This window comes from Mesorhizobium sp. M1227 (genome assembly GCF_040318315.1).
GTDB lineage: Bacteria > Pseudomonadota > Alphaproteobacteria > Rhizobiales > Rhizobiaceae > Mesorhizobium.
The window spans coordinates 21,743-42,876 of record NZ_JAMYLZ010000044.1 but is presented as its reverse complement, the minus strand read 5'-3'; the positions used below and the strand labels follow the sequence as shown (position 1 = coordinate 42,876).

The 21,134-nt window shown below is 62.3% G+C and carries 19 protein-coding genes and 1 pseudogene; 13 read left to right on the top strand and 7 right to left on the bottom strand.

What is annotated here, in order from left to right; genetic code table 11:
• Positions 1-329: alcohol dehydrogenase catalytic domain-containing protein (locus tag NKH28_RS30485; protein WP_352981077.1), on the bottom strand; the 329-nt coding region annotated here is incomplete at its 3' end.
• A gap of 316 nt (positions 330-645) precedes the next feature.
• On the opposite strand from NKH28_RS30485, the gene NKH28_RS30480 reads away from it, so the two are divergent.
• The 5 genes from NKH28_RS30480 (at position 646) to NKH28_RS30460 (ending at position 5,196) form a co-directional block, all read left to right on the top strand.
• Complete coding sequence (locus NKH28_RS30480) at positions 646-1,821, top strand: lanthanide ABC transporter ABC transporter substrate-binding protein PedA1 (protein ID WP_352503306.1); 1,176 nt, start codon at positions 646-648, stop codon at positions 1,819-1,821.
• Positions 1,822-1,842: 21 nt separating this feature from the next.
• The gene (locus NKH28_RS30475) at positions 1,843-2,808 is read left to right on the top strand and encodes a YVTN family beta-propeller repeat protein (protein WP_352474598.1); all 966 of its coding nucleotides are present in this window, start codon (positions 1,843-1,845) and stop codon (positions 2,806-2,808) included.
• 98 nt (positions 2,809-2,906) lie between these two features.
• Positions 2,907-3,695 carry a lanthanide ABC transporter ATP-binding protein PedB/LutE gene (locus tag NKH28_RS30470; RefSeq protein ID WP_352503297.1) on the top strand — a complete coding sequence of 263 codons (789 nt, stop codon included), beginning with the start codon at positions 2,907-2,909 and terminating at the stop codon, positions 3,693-3,695.
• Positions 3,696-3,706: 11 nt separating this feature from the next.
• The gene (locus tag NKH28_RS30465) at positions 3,707-4,567 is read left to right on the top strand and encodes a lanthanide ABC transporter permease protein PedC (protein ID WP_352503305.1); all 861 of its coding nucleotides are present in this window, start codon (positions 3,707-3,709) and stop codon (positions 4,565-4,567) included.
• The gene (locus tag NKH28_RS30460) at positions 4,567-5,196 is read left to right on the top strand and encodes a hypothetical protein (RefSeq protein WP_352981076.1); all 630 of its coding nucleotides are present in this window, start codon (positions 4,567-4,569) and stop codon (positions 5,194-5,196) included. Before NKH28_RS30465 ends, NKH28_RS30460 begins: the two co-directional genes overlap by 1 nt.
• Positions 5,197-5,223: 27 nt before the next feature.
• On the opposite strand, the gene NKH28_RS30455 is transcribed toward NKH28_RS30460, so the two are convergent.
• From NKH28_RS30455 to NKH28_RS30435, 5 genes and pseudogenes are all read right to left on the bottom strand, one after another.
• Complete coding sequence (locus NKH28_RS30455; protein WP_352474601.1) at positions 5,224-5,424, bottom strand: hypothetical protein; 201 nt, start codon at positions 5,422-5,424, stop codon at positions 5,224-5,226.
• Between the two features lie 269 nt (positions 5,425-5,693).
• Complete coding sequence (locus NKH28_RS30450; protein WP_352503295.1) at positions 5,694-6,509, bottom strand: oxidoreductase; 816 nt, start codon at positions 6,507-6,509, stop codon at positions 5,694-5,696.
• A gap of 66 nt (positions 6,510-6,575) precedes the next feature.
• On the bottom strand, positions 6,576-7,880 hold the full coding sequence (gene fabF / locus NKH28_RS30445) for a beta-ketoacyl-ACP synthase II (RefSeq protein ID WP_352981075.1): 1,305 nt from the start codon (positions 7,878-7,880) through the stop codon (positions 6,576-6,578).
• A 47-nt stretch (positions 7,881-7,927) separates the two neighbouring features.
• On the bottom strand, positions 7,928-8,506 hold the full coding sequence (locus NKH28_RS30440) for a TetR/AcrR family transcriptional regulator (protein WP_352503293.1): 579 nt from the start codon (positions 8,504-8,506) through the stop codon (positions 7,928-7,930).
• A gap of 254 nt (positions 8,507-8,760) precedes the next feature.
• Positions 8,761-9,034: pseudogene (locus tag NKH28_RS30435) on the bottom strand (TetR/AcrR family transcriptional regulator); the annotation flags it as partial.
• Positions 9,035-9,115: 81 nt separating this feature from the next.
• Here NKH28_RS30435 and NKH28_RS30430 point away from each other — a divergent pair.
• From NKH28_RS30430 to NKH28_RS30415, 4 genes are all read left to right on the top strand, one after another.
• Complete coding sequence (locus tag NKH28_RS30430; protein ID WP_352981074.1) at positions 9,116-9,478, top strand: hypothetical protein; 363 nt, start codon at positions 9,116-9,118, stop codon at positions 9,476-9,478.
• Between the two features lie 92 nt (positions 9,479-9,570).
• Positions 9,571-10,677 (top strand): efflux RND transporter periplasmic adaptor subunit, encoded by a 1,107-nt coding sequence (locus NKH28_RS30425; protein WP_352779693.1) that lies wholly within the window; start codon positions 9,571-9,573, stop codon positions 10,675-10,677.
• Positions 10,678-10,679: 2 nt separating this feature from the next.
• On the top strand, positions 10,680-13,790 hold the full coding sequence (locus NKH28_RS30420; protein ID WP_352981073.1) for an efflux RND transporter permease subunit: 3,111 nt from the start codon (positions 10,680-10,682) through the stop codon (positions 13,788-13,790).
• 146 nt (positions 13,791-13,936) lie between these two features.
• Positions 13,937-14,551, top strand: coding sequence for a TetR/AcrR family transcriptional regulator (locus NKH28_RS30415; RefSeq protein WP_352981072.1), 615 nt, complete (start codon positions 13,937-13,939; stop codon positions 14,549-14,551).
• 437 nt (positions 14,552-14,988) lie between these two features.
• Here NKH28_RS30415 and NKH28_RS30410 read toward each other — a convergent pair whose 3' ends face one another.
• The gene (locus NKH28_RS30410; RefSeq protein WP_352795826.1) at positions 14,989-15,948 is read right to left on the bottom strand and encodes a LysR family transcriptional regulator; all 960 of its coding nucleotides are present in this window, start codon (positions 15,946-15,948) and stop codon (positions 14,989-14,991) included.
• A 124-nt stretch (positions 15,949-16,072) separates the two neighbouring features.
• Between NKH28_RS30410 and NKH28_RS30405 the strand changes: the two genes are divergently transcribed.
• From NKH28_RS30405 to fba, 4 genes are read left to right on the top strand one after another with little or no spacing between them, the layout of a single operon-like run.
• A complete protein-coding gene (locus NKH28_RS30405) occupies positions 16,073-17,119 on the top strand; it encodes a class 1 fructose-bisphosphatase (protein WP_352981071.1) in 1,047 nt (348 codons plus the stop codon).
• Between the two features lie 5 nt (positions 17,120-17,124).
• Positions 17,125-17,997 carry a phosphoribulokinase gene (locus tag NKH28_RS30400; protein ID WP_023678839.1) on the top strand — a complete coding sequence of 291 codons (873 nt, stop codon included), beginning with the start codon at positions 17,125-17,127 and terminating at the stop codon, positions 17,995-17,997.
• A gap of 10 nt (positions 17,998-18,007) precedes the next feature.
• A complete protein-coding gene (gene tkt, locus NKH28_RS30395) occupies positions 18,008-20,029 on the top strand; it encodes a transketolase (RefSeq protein WP_352981070.1) in 2,022 nt (673 codons plus the stop codon).
• A 12-nt stretch (positions 20,030-20,041) separates the two neighbouring features.
• Positions 20,042-21,121, top strand: coding sequence for a class II fructose-bisphosphate aldolase (fba, locus tag NKH28_RS30390; RefSeq protein ID WP_352771211.1), 1,080 nt, complete (start codon positions 20,042-20,044; stop codon positions 21,119-21,121).
• Positions 21,122-21,134: the final 13 nt, after the last annotated feature.

Sequence of the window (21,134 nt, the reverse complement as noted above, 5' to 3'; positions counted from 1 at the left end):
CGGATGGCGGTGCACAGATTGGTCTTGCGCGACAGGCAGGACGGGCACTGCCGGCATTCCGGCGTATAGAGCGGGATGACATGGTCGCCCTTCCTGACCGAGGAGACGCCCTTGCCGACGTCGACGACGATGCCGGCGCCCTCATGGCCGAGGATCGCCGGAAACAGGCCTTCCGGGTCGGCGCCCGACAGCGTGAACTCGTCAGTGTGGCAGATGCCGGTTGCCTTGATCTCGACCAGCACCTCGCCATCGCGGGGACCTTCGAGGTCGACCTCCATGATCTGCAGCGGCTTTCCGGCGGCAACGGCGACAGCGGCGCGCGTTTTCATCAGGCAATCCTCCCATGACGACCCATAGAGTTTCTCATTCCGCCATTGCTGCGGATGAGACCGCAATACGCTCATTCATCGCCGTACCCCGCGAAAAGGAATAGGACTAAAGCAGACACGTAAGTCCACTTGCGGGGCTTTGATAAATCTTGTGGCGTCCGCTAAGCTCATTGTGGGCACCTTGAATTCGCGCTGGTCCGGGAACAATCGGACTTTAGTGCAAGAATGGGCAGTTTTATCGATGACGAGCGCGGTGCCAGGCACTCTCGCGGCCTTTTTGTGCTTTTTTTTCCAGACCGCCAACGTTACAGGCGTGATGGCCCAGGAAGTGACGGGCAAGCAACCGGTCGCAGCCGACAGGCCGGAAAGAAAGATAACCGAAATCAGAATAGGTTATTTGCGGGCCTACGCGCCGCAACTGGCGCTTTCCCTGCTGGACCTGCCGCCACGCGACGAAGGTGTCGCCGGCGCCAATGTGGCGATCGGCGACAACAACACGACAGGAAAGTTCCTCAGCCAGAAATTCAGCCTCGACATAGCCGAGGTCAAGCCGGACGCCGACGCGGTTCAGGCGTTCAACGATCTGATTGCCAAAGGTGACCGCTATGTTGTCGCTGACCTCTCGGCCAGGCAATTGCTGTCGATCGCCGACATCGCCCGCGACAAGGGCGTTCTGGTCTTCAATGTCGGTGCCACAGACGACAGCCTGCGCGAGGAAGACTGCCGCATAAACATCTTCCATGTGGCGCCGACACGAAGCATGCTGGCTGACGCGCTGGCGCAGTATCTCGTGGTAAAGAAATGGCCGAATTGGGCGCTGCTCTATGGTTCGCATGAGCGGGATCATCTCTATGCGGCCGCGTTGCGCCGCGCGGCGGCTCGCTTCGGCGGTCAGATCGTCGCCGAGAAGGAGTTCAAAGACACTGGCACGGCGCGCCGCACCGACACCGGCGCCACGCAGATACAGCAGCAGATTTCCGTGTTCACGCAGGATCTGCCGGAGCATGACGTGGTGCTTGTCGCCGATGAGAGCGAGGTGTTCGGAACCTATGTGCCCTACCGCACCTGGACACCGCGGCTGGTCGCTGGCACGGCCGGTCTTGTCGCATCGTCCTGGCATCCCGCGAGCGAGCAATGGGGTGGCATTCAAATGCAAAGCCGTTTCCTGAGGACGACCGGCCGGCGAATGCTGTCCAAGGATATGTCGGCCTGGACGGCGGTGCGGGCGGTGGGCGAAGCCAGCACACGGACCAATGGCGACGATCCGAAGAAGATCAGCGACTACATCCGCTCGGACGATTTCTCGGTCGCCGCCTTCAAGGGACAGAAGCTGACCTTCCGCAAGTGGAACCATCAGCTTCGCCAGCCAATCCTGCTCGGCGACACCAAATCCGTGGTCTCGACATCGCCACAGGAGGGTTATCTCCACCAGATCTCCGAGCTCGATACGCTCGGCGTCGATCAGCCGGAAACGAAATGCGTCCTTAAGTAGAACCAATCGGGAGGAATTTTCGTGCAGAGACGAGCTTGCGCACTCGCCATTCTCGGCTTCATGGCCAATCCGGCGTGGGCTTACACCGTGTATGTCTCCAACGAGAAAGACAATACGATAACGGTCGTCGACACGGCGACGATGCAAGTGGTGAAGACCGTCGAAGTCGGCCAGAGGCCGCGCGGTATCACCATCTCGCATGACGGCAAGTTCATCTATTTGTGCGCCAGCGATGACGATACGATCGAAATCATCGATACCGCGACGCTGCAGATCGTTGGCACGCTGCCATCAGGCCCCGATCCCGAACTGTTCGTGCTTTCGCCCGACGGCAAGACGCTCTACGTCGCCAACGAGGACGACAATCTCGTCACCGCGATCAACGTCGAGAGCAAGCAGGTCATGACCGAGATTCCCGTTGGGGTGGAGCCTGAAGGCATGGCCGTCAGTCCCGATGGCAAAACCATGGTCAACACCTCCGAAACCACCAGCATGGCGCATTTCATCGACACCGGCAGCCATGAGGTGACCGACAACGTCCTGGTCGACACGCGTCCGCGCTTTGCGCAATTCAAGCCCGACGGATCCCAGATCTGGGTCAGTGCCGAAATCGGCGGCACCGTGAGCGTCATCGACAGTCTCAAACGCGAGGTGGTGAAGAAGATCCAGTTCGCGATTGCGGGACTGCGGCCCGAAACCATCCAGCCGGTCGGCATCGCAATCAGCGCGGACGGCAAGAAAGCCTATGTCGCGCTCGGCCCAGCGAACCACGTCGCTGTCATCAACACCGAAACCTACGAGGTGGAAAAATACATCCTGGTCGGCCAGCGCGTCTGGCATCTCGACTTCACCCCCGATCAGAAGACGCTGATCACCACCAACGGCAATTCCAACGACATCACCTTCATCGACACGGCGACGGACGAGCCGGTTCAATCGGTCACGGTGGGCCAGCAGCCTTGGGGCGTGGCCATATCGCCCCACTAGACCGCAGCAATGATCAGGGAGACCGACGTGATGAATATTTGCCGCGGGGATGTTGCAAGTGCACTAGATGACCAGCGCGCCCCGAAGGAGCCAGCGGCATGCAGCATGTGAGGACAAGCGGAGCTGGAGAGGAGGTGCCAGCGCTCGATGTTGCCGGCATCAGCCATTCCTATGGTCCGAAGCGAGCGCTCCAGGACGTCTCATTCTCGATCGCGCCGGGAACTTTCACCGTTCTGCTCGGCCTCAATGGGGCCGGCAAGACAACTTTGTTCTCACTGATCAGCCATCTTTACGGCACCCGCCGCGGATCGATTCGCATCTTCGGCTATGACGTCAGCCGCGCTTCGGGCGAAGCGCTCAGGCGTGTCGGCATCGTATTCCAGGCACGCACGCTCGACCTCGACCTCAGCGTCCACCAGAACCTCTCCTACCACGCCTCGCTGCATGGCATTGGCGGACACCAAGCCCGGCAGCGCATTGCCGCGCTGCTCGATACAGTCAACATGCAGGGCCGTCAGCATGACAAGGCACGCAGTCTTTCCGGCGGCCAAATGCGGCGCATCGAGATCGCGCGGGCGCTGCTCCACCGCCCTTCCCTGCTGCTGCTCGACGAGGCGACGGTCGGTCTCGACATCCAGTCGCGTGCGGGCATTCTGGCCACCATCCGCAAACTCGTCGAAACCGAGGGCATCGGTGTGCTGTGGGCGACGCATCTGATCGATGAGGTCGAAGACGGCGACCATGTCGTCGTGCTGCGGCAGGGCGACCTGGTTGCCAAGGGTAAGGTGGCCGATGTCGTTGCGACGAGCGGTGCCAGTTCGATCCGCGACGCCTTTTCCAGGCTCAACCGCATCGAGACAAGCGGCATCGCGGAGATGTCGCCATGAGCGCTCCCGCAATGCCCGCAAAAGTCGCCGCCCTCACGCCGGTGAAGTTCGAACAGTTTGGGCTCCGCCACTACCTCGTTTGCCTCAAAGGGATCGTCGTGCGGGAGTGCCTGCGCTTCCTGCATCAGCGCGAGCGCTTTATATCCTCGCTGGTTCGGCCGCTCGTCTGGCTGTTCATTTTTGCCGCCGGATTCCGGCAGGTGCTCGGCGTATCGATCATCCCGCCCTACAAGACCTACGTGCTCTACGAGGTCTACATCACGCCCGGCCTGTGCGGCATGATTCTGCTGTTTTCGGGCATGCAGTCTTCGCTGTCGATGGTCTATGATCGCGAAATGGGCAACATGCGCACCCTGCTGGTCAGCCCCTTCCCGCGATGGTTTTTACTGATCTCGAAGATGCTCGCCGGTGTCGCCGTGTCGATCGCGCAGGTTTACGCGTTCCTGATCGTTGCCTGGTTCTGGGGCGTCAAGGCGCCGCCGCTTGGCTATCTCACCGTGCTGCCGGCGCTGTTCCTGTCAGGCATGATGCTGTGTGCGCTCGGCATGCTTCTGTCCTCAATGATCAAGCAGCTCGAAAACTTCGCTGGCATCATGAACTTCGTCATCTTTCCCGGCTATTTCGCTTCTCCGGCACTCTATCCCTTGTGGCGTATCCAGGAGGCTAGCCCCCTGCTCTACAAAATCTGCCTCGCCAATCCATTTACTTACGCCGTCGAACTGATCCGCTTCGCCTTCTACGGCCAGGTTGACTGGCTGTCGCTGGGCGTCGTTGCCGGCTGCACGCTGCTGTTCCTTGCCGCCGCCATAATCGCCTACGACCCTTCGCGCGGCCTGATGACCCGCAAACAGGACACGGGAGGAAATGCCTGATGGCGCGAATGATCCATGTTCGGAGCCTGGCTGTGATTGCCATGCTCGCGCCGGGCGTCAACGCCATGGCAGCCAACCCCGATCCGGACTGGCCCTGCATGCAGCGCAAGGTGCCGCAACTCTCGCTCGGCCAGATCTGGAGCGGACCGGACCTTCCTTCAGCTGCGAAGGACTGGTCGAAGGACCCCACCATCTCCGCCCTGATCGAGGAAGTGTCGGCTCGCCGGATGCCGATTGCGGAAGCTCAAAAGAAGATCAGGGATTTCGCGGCCTCCTTGTCGGCCGAGCAACGTGCACCCAAAATGGCGATGATGGTGCAAGGCATGTTCGACCACCTGGACGCCGAGCGCTCGCAGGTGATCTCCGGCATTTCCCGCTACGCCCACAAGCAGCTCGAAATGGCCGCCGCGTTGCGCAAGGAAGCGTCCGAGGTCGATGCATTGCGGACAAAGCCCGATGCGGATCCCGAAGAGATCGATCGGCGAACCGAACAGCTGAAATTCGCAACGCGAATTTTCAATGAACGCGTCCAATCACTGACCTACGTCTGTGAAGTGCCGACGATAATCGAGCAGCGGCTTTATCAATTGTCCAAGGCCGTCTCGGAAACGCTCGCCGCGAAGAAATAGAACCTCATTCGATCCTCGCGGCGGATATCACGATCCACGGCCGGGCAGCACGCGCCAGCGCTGAACGAAATAACCGGGATGCGTCTCGATCCACTGGGCGACCAGCGATTGCGCCTGCATGAAGGCGGTCCCGGGATTCATCGCCAGGCCGTCCACCATCTGTTCGCGTTGTTCACAGGTCTGCGGCACAGCCGTCAGACAGACCATCATAACGAGCGTGTAAAGCATTACCCCTTGTCCCCATCGATCCCGAACCCCATGCCCGGGAGGTTTCCGTGATTCCGACCAGTCTGCAGGGGTCGCACATACAGATCGCTTACGGGTGTGAAAGGACGTGGCCCCCGCTCTTTCGCGCCGCAACATAACATGGCGCTAATCTAACGCCAACGACCGCAGGGCGTTCTGCAGAGCAATCGCGTCAGGTTGCGCCGCGCCAATGTGGTGCCGACGTTTCCAGCGTCGATGATTCCGATCTTCACGGGTGTTCGTCGATGTCATCAAACCGGGAGCCCGAGTTGCTTTCGCAGGCTCTTGTCAAATGCGGATGCGGGGACGAAACGGCGCAGGAAACTGACCTGGCGCGCCATTTTTCCAGCCGCATAGCGCCCCTTCGGAGCGGGATCGGTCGCAGCCGCCAAAACGGTCCTGGCCACCACTTCCGGCGCATCGCCTTTTTCCATCGCTTTCCGCACAGCTGCATTCATGCCGGCGCGCGCAGAGTCATAGATATCGAGCAACTGATCCGGCCTGGCGAGATTTTCTTCAAATGAGGTGCGGGTATAGGCGGGCTCCACCAGCACGACGCGAATTCCGAAAGGACGCAGTTCGTGGTCGAGCGATTCGGAGTAGCCCTCAACGGCATGCTTGGTCGACGAATAAAGCGCGAAATAGGGAGCTGGAATGAACCCCTGCACCGAGCTCAAATTGACGATTCTGCCCTTGCCTTGGCGGCGCATTGTCGGCAACACCGCTTTGGTTACCCGCATAACGCCAAAGACGTTCACATCAAACAACGACTTGGCCTGGGCCATCGAGGACTCCTCCGCGCCACCAAGCAGGCCAACGCCGGCATTATTGACAAGCAGGTCGATGCGCCCGGTCTCGGCCAGCACGTCCTGGACAAGTTTCGCCACGGACGTGTCATCGGTCACGTCACAGGCCAGCATGGTAACGCCATCGGATCGGTCGACGACCGCGCGACGGCTGGTTCCGAACACGCGAAAGCCCGCGTTCTGCAAGGCTTTGGCCGTTGTGTGCCCGATACCGCTGGATGCCCCCGTCACCAGGGCGACGCCTAGATTGGTCTTGTTCATGGAGGTCACTTCTTTCTTCGTTTTGGATTGGCGTGGGAGAAGCACGACAGGTCGGAGCGAAAGGCGTCAATCATGAGCGTCTCCGGCACTCGCGCCGGCCAGATCATCCGTCCAGCGCCGGAACAGCGCGCTGGCATTAACGCCTCCGAAGCCGAAGCCATTGGAGATTGCATAGCCCATCGCCATCGGCCGGGCCCGGTTTGCGACGAAGTCGATCCCGTCGCCGGCCGGATCGGGAGCGCTCAGATTGAGGGTCGGCGGTGCGATCTGATCCCTGAGCGCCAGGATTGCGAAGATTGCTCCGAGCCCGCCGGCGGCTCCGAGCAGGTGTCCGGTCGCCGATTTCGTTGCACTGACAGCTATCGCGAAATCGCGCCCGAACACGCTCTTGATCGCTTCGATCTCACCCAGGTCGCCCACCGGCGTGGAGGTCGCATGGGCGTTGAGATGACGAACCTCGCGGGGCGAAATCCCTGCTTGGGCGATTGCGATCTCCATGGCCCGGCGCGCACCGTCGCCGTCCTCGGGACCGGAGGTGACGTGATGAGCATCCGCCGTCGTGCCGTAGCCGACAAGCTCGGCCAGCGGTCTTGCGCCGCGCGCCAGCGCGTGGCTCAATTCCTCGATGACCAGCATGCCGGCTCCTTCGCCCATGACGAAGCCGTCCCGCGACTTGTCGAACGGTCGGGAGGCCTCATCAGGACGGTGATTGAAGGACGTCGAAAGAGAGCGTGCCGCGGCAAACCCACCGAGGCTGACAAGATTCATGCATGCTTCCGTCCCGCCGCACACGGCAATATCGGCCTCGTCGGCGCGGATTAGGCGAGCCGCATCGCCGATCGCCTGAATGCCGGCCGCGCACGCCGTCACGGGTGCACCGAGCGGACCTTTGAAGCCATAGCGGATCGAGACGTGGCCTGCCGCGAGGTTCACCAGGAAGGACGGCACCGTAAAAGGTGATAGACGGCGGACGCCGCGGCGGTCGACCGTGCGCACCGCCTCGGTTATGGCCGGGAACCCGCCGACGCCCGAGGCGATGATCGTGGCCGTGCGCAAGCGATCCGCTTCCGAGACGGGGACCCATCTTGCTTGGGCGAGCGCCTCTTGTGCCGCGGCCAGCGCAAAGAGAATGAACCGGTCTACCTTGCGCTGGTCCTTCGGCGGAAGGATGGCTTCCGGATCGAAACCAGCGTCCGGATCTTCTTCTGTGGAGGGCACCACCCCGCCGACCTTCGCCGGCAGGTCGCACACCACATCATCCGCAAGCCTGCGGATGCCCGAGCGGCCGACCAGGAGACGCGACCAGGACGCTTCGACATCGGCAGCAAGGGGCGTGACCGCTCCCATGCCTGTGACAACAATCCGTCGCATCTATTTTCCTATCAATTTGGGTGCGCCGCCAGCGCTGCGCACGCCGTTCAAGCGCCGGCTGCTTCGCGAACCTGTTCTGTCGCCGCATCCAGAAATGCCTGCGCGAGGTCGGGGTCGTTGACGACGCGCGAAAGGAGCACCGCACCGACCATTGTCGAGAGAATGGCCATGGCCTTGTCGCCGGGCCGCTCGCCGTCGGCCTCGCCAACCCAACTACCAAACATCTCAAGATATTCCCTGATCCCGGCTTCGAACGACGCTCTCACTTCCACGCCCTGTCTGGCGGCATCCGAACCGAGCGCCACGATCGGGCAGCCGTCCATCCTTTCTTCGCGATGGTCCATGCTGAGGTAGAACGCGATCACCGCGCCAAGCGGATCCTCGGGTTTTGCCGTAGTCGCGGCCGACCATCGGTGGGTGGCGCTCTCCATCGCCCGTTTGGACGCCTGCGCCGCCAGGTCCTCCTTTGACGCGAACTGCTTGTAAAAAGCGCCTTGGGTCAGCCCGGCACCCTTCATCAGATCCTTAAGGCCGATGCCGTCAAAACCGCGCTCCCGAAAAAGGCGGCTTGCCACATTGATAACGGTTTCACGGTTTTCCGCAGCCTGAATGCGACTTACGCGCATCGGTAATCTCCCTTTTAGCGTGTGTTCGTAATCTATATCTTATATAGAGGGCGAACGCAATCTATCAAGAGAAGATGAGAGATGATCCGCAGAAACCGCTCCGCTCTTGGCCGCACTCAGATGGGCATGAAAACGAGACCCGCGTTGTTCTGGCGGGCGTCCTGCTCGGTGGTCTTCCCGACAGCGCCACGGATCCGACCAGCGGACAGAAAACCACTAAGGTTTCACCGGATCAAGATGTCAGAATCTACCCGGTAGAACGCGATCACCGCGCCAAGCCGATCCTCGGATTTTGCCGCGGTCGCGGCCGACCATCGGTGGTTGGCACTCTCCATCGCCCGCTTGGACGCCTGTGCCACCAAGTCCTCCTTTGATGCGATGCTTGTAAAAGGCGCCTTGGGTCAGCCCGGCACCCTTCATCAGATCCTTGAGGCCGATGCCGTCAAAGCCACGCTCCCGCAAAAGGCGGCTTGCCACGTTGATTGCGGCTTCGCGGTTTTCCGCGGCCTGTATGCGACTCACACGCATCGTCGATCTCTTTTTTTAGATTGCATTCGTAATCTATCTGCTATATAGATGGCGAATGCAATCTAAAAAAGGAGACACGAAATGATCCGCAAGATCCTGAGCGCTTCGCTCCTGACCGCGCTGTTTCTGGCGACCCCAGCGTTTGCCGAGGAAGCTACCGTCGGACGCCCAATCGAAGCCGGCATCCTGCACAACGGACACCTCGACATGGTGGTCTATTACGTCCCAATCGACGGCGACCTCCTGGAGGTCACCGCCACCTTCGCGCCCAAGGGCGGAGGCGATCCGCTGCGCGTCGTCATGGGCCTCGCCGACCGCGACTCCGTTGCCTTCTCCATGCCGGGCTACCGGGGCTCTATCTACGCGTTCTCGAGGTCCGGCGAGGAGGTGACAGTCGCGACTGGGACCGACAAGCATCCGCGCGCCGACGCGCTACCGGACTGACTCGCCGCGCAGGTCGCAGCCGGCCGCTGCCGGTCGACGCAGGACACAGCATAGAGAATGAACGCATTCTATTTCGGCATGAGGCGATGGGCATGAAAAAGCGACTTGTCATTGGGCTGGGCAGCGTCCTGGCCGCGGGGTTAGGGGTGGCCGCATTCGTCACGCTGCCCATTCGCACGCAGGCAACCGCAGTGGCGGATCCGAGGCAGGAAGCGCCGATCGTCAGATTAGTGACGGCGGCGCCAGTGGCTGGATCCGAACGCGGTTTCACGGGCACGATTGCCGCGCGGGTGCAGAGCAATCTTGGTTTTCGCGTACCCGGCAAGATCATCGAGCGCCTGGTGAACGTCGGTGAACGGGTCAAGGCGGGCCAACCGCTTCTGCGGATCGACGACACCGATCTGGCTCTCGCGCTCACCGCCAAGCGCAATGCGGTCGCCGCGGCACGCGCTGTGCTGGTTCAGGCGAGCGCGGACGAAAAGCGCTATGCCGTTCTGGTCAAGAAGGAATTGGCAGCAACTCCGCAGCGCTACGAGCAGGCGAAGGCCGCGTTGGACACCGCGACCGCACAACTCGCCGCCGCCGAAGCGGAAGCGAAAGTCGCGGAAAACGAAGCGGCCTATTCCGTCCTGGTGGCGGACGCGGATGGAACTGTGGTCGAAACCATCGGCGAGCCGGGACAGGTCGTCTCCGCCGGTCAGACAGTGGTTCGGATCGCCCAGGCCGGCCCTCGTGAAGCGGTGGTCGCGCTTCCCGAAACGATCCGGCCGGCGATCGGCTCTGTGGCCGAGGCCGCCGTTTATGCAGCCGATGGGCGCCATACGGCGCATCTGCGGCAGTTGTCGGATGCCGCCGATCCCCAGACCCGTACCTATGAGGCCCGCTATGTGCTCGACGGGGAGGCCGCGGCAGCACCGCTTGGCGCGACCGTGACTATCCGGATCACAAGCCAGGCGAGCCAGCCGGAAGTCCAGGTGCCGCTCGGAGCCGTGCTCGATGATGGCGGCAAGACAGGCGTTTGGGCCCTGGATCGCGCCACCTCGACCGTACACTTCCGACCTGTCGGCCTTGTTCGTGTGACAAGCGAAAGCGCCGTGGTCTCCGGGCTGAACATGGGAGATCCGGTCGTTTCGCTCGGCGCTCATCTTCTGCAGGAGGGCGCTCGCGTCAGGTCTGCTTCCGAAAGCGGGAGCAATTGACGATGAACCTCAATTTTTCAGCGATCGCCGTTCGCGAACGGGCCGTCACCCTCTTCTTCATCCTCCTGCTCGTGGCGGCTGGCGCCTACGCGTTCCTTATGCTCGGGCGGGCGGAGGATCCCAACTTCACCATTAAGACCCTGACGGTCACGACGGCATGGCCGGGCGCGACGGCCCGCGAGATGCAGGACCTTGTCGCCGAGCCGTTGGAGAAGCGGCTTCAGGAGCTCACCTGGTACGATCGGGTCGAGACCACCACGCGGCCGGGCTACGCCTATATGACGGTCACGCTGAAGGACAGCACGCCGCCATCCGTCGTGCAGGAAGAGTTTTACCAGGCCCGCAAGAAGCTGGGGGATGAAGCCCGCAACCTGCCGCCCGGCGTCTACGGCCCCTTCGTCAACGACGAATATTCGGATGTGAGCTTCGCCCTTTATGCGCTGAAGGCCAGAGGCATGCCGATGCGTGAGCTGGCCAGGCAGGCCGAGGCAATTCGACAGGACCTCCTGCACGTGCCCGGCGTCAAGAAGATCAACATCCTCGGTGAGCGCCCCGAACAGATATTCGTCGAGTTCTCCTATGCCAAGCTGGCAACGCTGGGCGTGTCGGCACAGGATATCATCGTCGCATTGCAGCGGCAGAACACCGTCACACCGGCGGGCTCGATCGATACTCAGGGGCCGCAGGTCTTCATCAGGCTCAACGGCGCTTATGACAGTGTCCAGGCTATCGCCGACACGCCGATCGTTGCCGGGGGGCGGACGCTGAAGCTTTCCGACCTTGCCGAGGTCCGCCGCGGCTACGAGGACCCTCCCACCTATCTCATCCGACGCCAGGGCGAGCCCACCATCATGCTCGCGGCCGTTATGCAGGAGGGTTGGGACGGTCGCGCGCTCGGCAAGGCGCTGGAGGACCGGACGGCGGCCATCGCACGAACATTGCCGCTTGGGATAACGCTCGACAAGGTGTCCGACCAGGCCGTCAACATCACCTCGGCGGTCGACGAGTTCATGTTGAAGTTCGCGATGGCGCTCGGTGTCGTGCTGCTGATCAGCCTGCTCAGCATGGGCTGGCGCGTCGGCATCGTCGTGGCGGCCGCCGTCCCGCTGACGCTTGCCGCCGTGTTCCTCATCATGCTGGAGACCGGCCGGTTCTTCGATCGCATCACGCTCGGCGCCCTCATCCTGGCGCTCGGTCTTCTCGTGGACGACGCCATCATCGCCATCGAGGTGATGGTGGTGAAGATGGAAGAGGGCATGGATCGCATCAAGGCGGCGGCCTATGCCTGGAGCCATACCGCGGCGCCGATGCTGTCGGGAACGCTCGTGACGATCGCTGGATTCCTGCCCGTGGGCTTCGCACGCTCGACGGCCGGCGAGTACGCCGGCAATATCTTCTGGGTCGTAGGGTTCGCTCTCGTCGTCTCCTGGATCGTCGCCGTGGTTTTCACGCCCTACCTTGGCGTCAAGATGCTGCCCGCGATCAAACCGGTCGAAGGCGGCGTTCACGCCATATACGACACACCGAACTATCGGCGCCTTCGCCGGCTCATCATCTTTGCCGTGCGCCACAAGTTCGTAACCTGCGGTGTCGTCGGCATCGTCTTCGCACTTTCGGTTGTCGGCATGGGCAGCCTGAAACAGCAGTTCTTCCCGACATCCGATCGCCCCGAAGTGCTGGTCGAGGTTCGTCTGCCGGAAGGCACCAGCATCGAGACGACGACCGCCACAGTGGAGAAGCTGGAGCACTGGCTGGACGGCCAGCCCGAAGCCAAGATCGTGACGAGCTACGTCGGTCAGGGCGCTCCGCGCTTCTTCTTCGCGATGGCACCGGAACTGCCTGATCCTGCCTTTGCCAAGATCGTCGTGCTGACACCGGACGCGGAGGCGCGCGAGGCGCTGAAGCACCGGCTCCGGGAGGCGGTATCGCAGGGGCTCGCGCCGGAAGCCGATGTCCGCGTCACGCAGCTTGTGTTCGGACCCTATACGCCGTTCCCTGTCGAGTTCCGGGTCACGGGGCCTGATCCCGCGCAACTCTATAGCATTTCCGAGAAGGCCCTCGATATCATGCGGGGCGTCCCGGACGTGCGGCAGGCCAACCGCGACTGGGGCAACCGCACGCCCGTACTGCGCTTCATCCCTGACCAGGATCGACTGAACCTCATCGGCCTCTCGCCGGCGGAAGTAGGCCAGCAGCTCCAGTTCCTCCTCACCGGCATCCCTGTCACGCAGGTCCGCGAGGACATTCGCAATGTCCCCATCGTGGCGCGCAGCGCTGGGGCTGAGCGGCTGGATCCGGCGCGTCTGGCGGATTTCTCGCTGATGAGCCGGGACGGCCGCCAGATTCCGCTCGACCAGATCGGTCATTCGGAGATCCGTCTTGAAGAGCCGATCCTGAAGCGCCGCGACCGGACGCCCGTCGTCACGATCCGGTCGGATATCAACGAAGCGACTCAGCCTCCGGAGGTCTCAAAGCAGATCATGAAAGCCCTTCAGCCGCTGATCGCGTCCCTTCCGGCCGGCTATAACATTGAAATGGGGGGATCGATCGAGGAGGCTGAGAAGGCCAACACTGCTTTGGGCAAGATCTTCCCGGCCATGATCGCCGCCATGCTGATCGTCATCATGCTGCAGGTACGATCCTTCTCGACGATGGCCATGGTCGTGCTGACCGCACCGCTTGGGCTCGTCGGCGTCGTGCCGATGTTGCTCACCTTCAACCAGCCCTTCGGGTTCAACGCCATTCTGGGCCTGATAGGGCTGGCCGGCATCCTGATGCGCAACACCCTGATCCTGACCGAACAAATCAAGGAGAACCGTGCTGCCGGCCTTGACGACTATCACGCCGTCATTGAGGCCACCGTGCAACGCACGAGGCCGGTGATCCTGACGGCGCTTGCCGCCGTGCTGGCTTTCATCCCCCTTACGCACTCCGTGTTCTGGGGATCGATGGCCTATACGCTGATCGGCGGCACGGCGGCCGGCACGGTGCTGATCCTGCTCTTCCTTCCCGCTCTCTATGCCGCGTGGTTCCGGATCAAGCCGACCGCAGATGTGGCCCATGAGGCTTCGACCGAGGAACCGGAATTGCAAACAGCGATGGCTGCCGAATAGGGCACTGTTGTCGGAAAAGACGGTTCAAGTTCTCGCCCGCCGGTTTTGCCTGAACATATGCAGGGCCAGCCGGACGATCTTGCCGCTTACAGATGATCGCCCAGGGCGAGCCCGCCAGATCCGTTTCATCAGTCCTGGAGACATCCATGAATCGTCCGCTCCGAATGCGAACTGATCCCGACGAGGTGCGCGCGCGCATCCTGGAGGTGGCGGAGGGGCACTTTCGCCGCATCGGCTACAACAAAACGTCGGTGGCCGACATCGCCTCCGAACTCAGCATGAGCACGGCAAACATCTACCGCTTCTTCCCCTCAAGGGACGCAATCAAAGAATCCATCTGCGGGAAAGCTTTGAACGAGGTAGCTGACATCGCCCTCGCAATCGCGCGCACGAACGCGTCGGCCGGGGAGAAATTGGGTCAGCTACTGACCGCCGTTCACCATCACAAGAAGATGACGCTGGTCAAGGAAAGGCGCATGCACGACCTGATTGTCGCCGCCATGCAGGAGAACTGGGCGACCATCAAGGCGCATATCGAGCACGTGGTAACTACCTTAGGGGTCATTATCCGCGAGGGCATCGAATCGGGCGAATTCAATGTCGACGATTCCGCTACGGCGGCGCGTGCCGTCCACACCGCGTTCACGCAGTTCCTCCATCCGATCCTGATCGAGCACTGCGTCCAATACGGCGAAGACACCGAAGCGGGCCTGCGCGAGCAGATCCGATTCATCCTGAAAGCTCTCGGCAAGTCGGATTGACCAGCCTGCCGTATGCAGGATCAAGCCGCCGCTGATGACATCCACGAGGACTCGACGGAGGAACTTGACACACGAACAGCAACGGTTGCCGAACCATGTGCCGGAAGAGGTGCAAAGCCGTCCCTCGTCCGAGACAGCTCTCCAAAGGCAGCCATTTCGGGCGATGCCCGCTGACCAGCCGGATGCGGACCTTGCAGCCCGCCTTCCGACGGTCGGCTTAGGGGTCGACTCCGGCCGCTCGGCCTTGATCGCTTTAGCGACCGCTCACGCGCAGCTAAGCCATACGGACAAGCGGTTGCGTCGCTCCATTCGGACTTCCATCCTAAATGATTCGAGCCTTAGGGGTTAGTCGAGTCGAAGCTGCCGCTCAGCGCCACCGCCGTTCTCCTGTATTTGCACGCCACGTCCCTACTACGACCGAAACTTGTTGAACTAGGCTAACTCGCGCGACCTCTACTGTTCAGTTCCTCGTGCGGATAGAGCTTGCCGAACAGGGGCAGGTACATCGCGCCCTTGCGCATCAGAAAATCGTGGAAGGTCGCCATCGCCGGCGAGATCGCGTGGTCGCTGCGCATCACCGAAAACCATTGCCGGCGGATCGGCATGCCGACAACGTCGAGGATAACCAGCCGGCCGGCTTCGGTTTCGGCAGCGATGGTGTGGGCAGAGATGAAGGCGATGCCGAGCCCGGCCATCACCGCCTGCTTGATGGTCTCGTTCGAGTCCATCTCGACGCCGAGATCGTCGATGCGGCCGGGCACGTCGCTCAGGAATATTTCCAGTGAGATGCGCGTTCCGGAGCCGGGCTCGCGAATGAGGAAATGCTCCTCGGCGATCCGCTCCTTGGAAATGTCGCGTGCCGACGCCAGCGGGTGGTCGGGCGGTGCGATGATGACCAGCGGATGATCGCCGAAGACCGAAGCACGCACCGGGACTTCCTTGGCCGGGCGTCCCATCAGCGCGATATCGATATCGTGGTTCTTCAGATTGTCGATCGTCTCGGCGCGGTTGCCGATGGCAAGGCGCATGTCGATATCTGGATGTTCCTTCATGAAGGCGGCCATCAGCCGCGGCGCGAAATATTTGGCCGTGGAAACGACGCCGAGCCGCAAGCTGCCGGCGCGCACGCCCTTGATTGCATCCATCTTGTCTTCGAGCAGACGAAGCCGCTCCTCGATGGCCTGTGCCGTCTCGACGAAGGCCAGACCTGCGGCAGTGGGACGCATGCCGTCCGACGTCCGGTCGAACAAGGCCAGTTGGAACTCCTCCTCCACTTGCCGCAACTGGATCGTCACCGCTGGAGGAGACAGCCCTAACACCTTGGCCGCGCTGACGATTTTTCCGTGGCTGATGATTGCCTGAACGGTCTTGAACTGCTTGAGCGTGAGGTTTCTCATACGGCATACTAAAATTTTTTTACTGCCTGAGTAAAGTTATTGAATTTTACTTATCCAGCGTCGTTTGTTCTCCTTTCCCAATCCGGCCGACCCCGAGGAGAGGCGGCTGGATCGGGAGGTTACGATGCCAGCGGCAACGCTCGACGCTTTTCTGAACTCCTATCTTGGCGAGCCGGACGAACTGCGCTCCGCCGTCGTAGCGACCATCCGTCAGCTGACGCAGGCGGCCACCACGATCCGCAACACCATCAATCAAGGGGTGCTCGGCACCGCCTTTGCGGGAACCCGCGGCGCCAATGCTGACGGAGACATCCAGAAGGATCTCGATGTCTTCGCCGATGACATCTTCCTCGACGCCATGCGCCACGCTCCGGTCGCGCTCTACGCTTCCGAGGAACTGGAGCAGCCGGTGCTGCTCGACAGGCAAGCGCCTCTTGCCATCGCCATCGACCCGCTCGATGGCTCATCCAACATCGACACCAACGTGTCGATCGGAACGGTCTTCTCGCTCCTCCCTGCAACTGGCGCGCCGGATAGGAATCCGGCCGCCTCGTTTTTGCAAGCGGGCGTGAACCAGCTGGGCGCCGGTTTCTTCATCTACGGCCCGCAGCTGGCGCTGGTTCTGTCGCTCGGCAGCGGCACCCATGTCTTCGTTCTCTCGACCAGGCTCGGCACCTTCGTCCAGGCCTATGAGAGCCGGATCATCCCGCAGCGAACCCAGGAGTTCGCCATCAACGCCGCCAACTACCGGCATTGGGACGAGGCGGTGCGGCTCTACATCGACGACTGCCTTGAAGGCACCGAAGGCCCACGCGAGAAGGACTTCAACATGCGCTGGATCGCCTCTCTGGTTGCGGACTGCTACCGCATATTGATGCGCGGCGGCGTATTCCTGTATCCAGGCGACAAGCGCAAGGGCTACATGCAGGGGCGACTTCGCCTCGTCTATGAGGCAAACCCGATCGCCTATCTCGTCGAACAGGCGGGCGGTGCGGCCACCGATACGATGACCCGCATCCTCGAAATCGAACCCGAGAGCCTGCACCAGCGCGTGCCCATGGTTTTCGGATCGGCGCGGGAAGTCGCGCGCATCACCCGCTACCACACCGAGCCGAGCGCCATCGGCGAGCGCGCGCCGCTGTTCAGCCGCCGCGGCCTTTTCAGGGCCTGAAGACCATGTCGGCAAAGCACCCCATCATTACCATCACCGGGTCGTCGGGCGCAGGCACCACCTCTGTCAAGCGCATCTTCGAGCTGATCTTCCGGCGCGAGAACATCGGGGCCGCCTTCATCGAAGGCGATGCTTTCCATCGCTACGACCGGGCCACGATGAAGGCGAAGGTGGCCGAGGAGGAAAAGGCGGGCAATCCGAACTTCACCCACTTCCACGCCGAGGCCAATGAACTGGCAATCCTCGAAGAGGTATTCGAGGAATATGGCCGCCGGGGAACCGGGAAGACCCGCACATACATCCATGATGAGGATGAGGAGAAGCAGTACGGCACGCCGCCGGGACATTTCACCGAATGGCGCGAATTTCCGCCGAGCGACCTGCTCTTCTACGAGGGCCTGCATGGCTGCGTCGTCACCGACAAGATCAACCTGGCCAGGCACGCGGATCTCAAGATCGGCGTGGTGCCGGTCATAAATCTCGAATGGATCCAGAAGATCCATCGCGACCGCGCAACGCGCGGCTATTCCACCGAGGCGGTGATGGACGTCATCCTGCGCCGTATGCCGGACTATGTCCGCTACATCGTCCCGCAGTTTTCGCAGACCGCCATCAACTTCCAGCGCGTGCCGATCGTCGACACATCCAATCCATTCATCGCGCGCTGGATTCCGACGCCCGACGAATCGATGCTGGTTATCCGCTTCGCCAATCCCCGCGGCATCGATTTCCCCTACCTGCTTTCGATGATCCACGACTCGTTCATGTCGCGGCCGAATTCCATAGTGGTGCCCGGCAACAAGCTCGACCTTGCCATGCAGCTGATCCTGACGCCGCTCATCCTGCAATTGATCGAACGCAAGAACCGTGTGTCGTGAGGAGGACGCCATGAACAGCCAGGCAGCAGCACTGAAGCCCGTCGCCGCCGTCTCGGAGCGCGACATGGCCAACGCCATTCGCGCACTGGCGATGGACAGCGTCCAAAAGGCCAATTCCGGTCATCCGGGCATGCCGATGGGCATGGCCGATGTCGCGACGGTGCTGTTCAGCCGCTTCATCAACATCGATCCGTCGGCCCCCAACTGGCCCGATCGCGACCGCTTCGTGCTCTCAGCCGGGCACGGCTCGATGCTGCAGTATGCGCTGCATTACCTGCTAGGCTTTGAAGACATGCCTATCGAAGAATTGCAGCGGTTTCGCCAGCTGGGCAGCCGCACCGCCGGACATCCGGAATATGGCCATGCGCTTGGCATCGAGACGACGACCGGCCCGCTTGGACAAGGCATTTCGACCGCTGTCGGCATGGCGCTGGCGGAGCGCATGCTGGCGGCCCGCCACGGCGCCGATCTCGTCGACCATTTCACCTACGCAATCGCCGGCGACGGCTGCCTGCAGGAAGGCATCAGCCACGAGGCGATCGATCTTGCCGGTCACCTGAAGCTCTCCCGGCTGATCGTCTTTTGGGACGACAATGCGATCTCGATCGACGGGCCCACTTCCCTGTCGACATCGATGGACCAGCCGGCGCGGTTCAAAGCCGCTGGATGGCATGTCCAGTCGGTGAACGGCCACGATACCGAAACCGTTGCGGCGGCAATCGAAGCGGCGCAGCAATCGGACCAGCCGTCTCTGATCGCCTGCCGCACGGTGATCGGCAAGGGCGCGCCCAATCTGGGTGGTTCGGAAAAGACGCATGGCGCGCCGCTGGGCGATGCGGAGATCGCCGCGACGCGCGAAAACATCGGCTGGGCCTTCGCGCCGTTCGAGGTGCCGGACGATATCCTTTTCGCCTGGCGCGAGATTGCCGGCCGCGGTCAAGCGGCACGCCGCGCCTGGGAGAATCGGCTTGCCGCCTCACCACGGCGGCAGGCCTTCGAGAGCGCGGTCGCCGGCGCCCTGCCCGACGCGGTCTTCGAAGCACTCGACGCTTTCCGCAAGGAGCATGTCGGGAAGGCAACCAAGGTTGCAACGCGAAAAGCCTCGGAAATGGCACTCGCTGCGATCAATGGCGCAACCGAACTGACCGTCGGCGGCTCCGCCGATCTGACGCATTCGAACCTGACGATCACCAAGGGTATGAACCGCATCGCGCCGGGCGACTACGCAGGCCGCTACATCCACTATGGAATCCGCGAGCACGGCATGGCCGCAGCCATGAACGGCATCGCACTGCATGGCGGCTTCGTGCCTTATGGCGGCACGTTCCTGTGCTTCGCCGACTACGCGCGCGGCGCGATGCGGCTCTCGGCGCTCATGGGCCAGCGTGTCATCTATGTGATGACGCATGATTCCATCGGTCTCGGCGAGGACGGCCCGACCCACCAGCCGGTCGAGCACCTGGCGATGCTGCGGGCGACGCCAAACCTCAACGTCTTCCGCCCGGCCGACATCATCGAAACGGCGGAGTGCTGGGAACTGGCGCTGAGAAGCGAGAAGCGGCCGAGCGTGCTGGTGCTCTCGCGCCAGAACCTGCCGATGCTGCGCCAAGCACCTAGCGACGAGCCACACAGCGACGAGAACCGGTCGAGCCGGGGCGCCTACATCCTGCGCGAGCCAGTCGGGCAGCGCGCGGTGACGCTGATCGCCACCGGCTCGGAGGTCGAGATCGCGGTTGCCGCCGCCGAACGGCTGGAGACCGGGCACGGCGTCGCCGCCGCGGTTGTCTCGATGCCGTGCTGGGAGCTTTTCGAGGAGCAGGACGCCGGCACCCGCAAGGTAGTCCTCGGCTCGGCGCCCCGCATTGGCATCGAAGCCGCAGCACGGCTCGGCTGGGACCGCTGGATCGGCGACACCGGCACTTTCGTCGGCATGGCCGGTTTCGGCGCCAGCGCCCCTGCCCCGGACCTCTACCGGCATTTCGACATCACGCCCGAAGCCGTCGCGGCAGCGGCGCTGAAGCTCATCATCTAGGAGAAACCGACAATGGCCCGCATCACCCTTCGCCAGCTTCTCGACCATGCCGCCGAGCACGGCTACGGGGTGCCGGCTTTCAACATCAACAACATGGAACAGGGCCTCGCCATCATGGAGGCCGCCAGGGCCTGCGATGCCCCGGTTATCATCCAGGCCTCACGCGGCGCCCGTTCCTATGCCAATGACATCATGCTGGCCAAAATGATGGAGGCGTTGACCGAAATCCATCCGGCCATTCCGCTCTGCATCCATCAGGATCACGGCAACAACGAAGCCACCTGCCTGTCGGCGATCCGCCACGGCTTCACCTCGGTGATGATGGACGGATCGCTGATGGCGGATGCCAAGACACCGGCGAGCTTCGATTACAACGTCGCCATCACCGAACGTGTCGCACGCATGGCGCATTGGGTCGGCGCTTCGGTCGAAGGCGAGCTCGGCGTGCTCGGCTCACTGGAGACCGGCCAGGGCGAGGCCGAGGACGGGCACGGCGCCGAAGGTGCGCTTTCCCATGACCAGCTTTTGACCGATCCCGATCAGGCGGTCGACTTCGTGACCGCCACCCGGGTCGACGCGCTGGCGATCGCCTGCGGTACCTCGCACGGCGCCTATAAATTCAGCCGCAAGCCTGACGGCGGCATCCTGGCCATGCAGGTGATCGAGGCGATTCACGAAAAGCTGCCCAACACGCATCTGGTCATGCACGGGTCTTCCTCCGTGCCGCAGGAACTGCAGGACATCATCAACAACTATGGCGGCGAGATGCCGCAGACCTTTGGCGTCCCGGTCGAGGAAATCGAGCGCGGCATCCGCTACGGCGTGCGCAAGGTCAACATCGACACCGATTGCCGAATGGCCATGGCCGGGCAGTTCCGCCGCGTTGCGACGGAGGACCCGCGCGAATTCGATCCGCGTAAATTCCTGAAACCCGCCATGGACGCCCTGCGCGACCTTTGCCGCGATCGCTTCGAACGCTTCGGCACCGCAGGCCACGCGTCGAAGATCAGGGTGATCGCCATGGATGAGATGGCGAAACGTTACGCCGCAGGAAAGCTCGACCCCCAAATCGCAACCGCGAAAGCCGCCTGAGCGGCAAACAGGA

Excerpts from the sequence above, each read along its gene's own strand:
- NKH28_RS30480 (WP_352503306.1), top strand. The coding sequence starts at position 646 with ATGGCCCAGGAAGTGACGGGCAAGCAACCGGTCGCAGCCGACAGGCCG.
- NKH28_RS30470 (WP_352503297.1), top strand. The coding sequence starts at position 2,907 with ATGCAGCATGTGAGGACAAGCGGAGCTGGAGAGGAGGTGCCAGCGCTC.
- NKH28_RS30465 (WP_352503305.1), top strand. The coding sequence starts at position 3,707 with ATGCCCGCAAAAGTCGCCGCCCTCACGCCGGTGAAGTTCGAACAGTTT.
- NKH28_RS30460 (WP_352981076.1), top strand. The coding sequence starts at position 4,567 with ATGGCGCGAATGATCCATGTTCGGAGCCTGGCTGTGATTGCCATGCTC.
- NKH28_RS30455 (WP_352474601.1), bottom strand. The coding sequence starts at position 5,424 with ATGCTTTACACGCTCGTTATGATGGTCTGTCTGACGGCTGTGCCGCAG.
- NKH28_RS30450 (WP_352503295.1), bottom strand. The coding sequence starts at position 6,509 with ATGAACAAGACCAATCTAGGCGTCGCCCTGGTGACGGGGGCATCCAGC.
- fabF (WP_352981075.1), bottom strand. The coding sequence starts at position 7,880 with ATGCGACGGATTGTTGTCACAGGCATGGGAGCGGTCACGCCCCTTGCT.
- NKH28_RS30440 (WP_352503293.1), bottom strand. The coding sequence starts at position 8,506 with ATGCGCGTAAGTCGCATTCAGGCTGCGGAAAACCGTGAAACCGTTATC.
- NKH28_RS30430 (WP_352981074.1), top strand. The coding sequence starts at position 9,116 with ATGATCCGCAAGATCCTGAGCGCTTCGCTCCTGACCGCGCTGTTTCTG.
- NKH28_RS30425 (WP_352779693.1), top strand. The coding sequence starts at position 9,571 with ATGAAAAAGCGACTTGTCATTGGGCTGGGCAGCGTCCTGGCCGCGGGG.
- NKH28_RS30420 (WP_352981073.1), top strand. The coding sequence starts at position 10,680 with ATGAACCTCAATTTTTCAGCGATCGCCGTTCGCGAACGGGCCGTCACC.
- NKH28_RS30415 (WP_352981072.1), top strand. The coding sequence starts at position 13,937 with ATGAATCGTCCGCTCCGAATGCGAACTGATCCCGACGAGGTGCGCGCG.
- NKH28_RS30410 (WP_352795826.1), bottom strand. The coding sequence starts at position 15,948 with ATGAGAAACCTCACGCTCAAGCAGTTCAAGACCGTTCAGGCAATCATC.
- NKH28_RS30405 (WP_352981071.1), top strand. The coding sequence starts at position 16,073 with ATGCCAGCGGCAACGCTCGACGCTTTTCTGAACTCCTATCTTGGCGAG.
- NKH28_RS30400 (WP_023678839.1), top strand. The coding sequence starts at position 17,125 with ATGTCGGCAAAGCACCCCATCATTACCATCACCGGGTCGTCGGGCGCA.
- tkt (WP_352981070.1), top strand. The coding sequence starts at position 18,008 with ATGAACAGCCAGGCAGCAGCACTGAAGCCCGTCGCCGCCGTCTCGGAG.
- fba (WP_352771211.1), top strand. The coding sequence starts at position 20,042 with ATGGCCCGCATCACCCTTCGCCAGCTTCTCGACCATGCCGCCGAGCAC.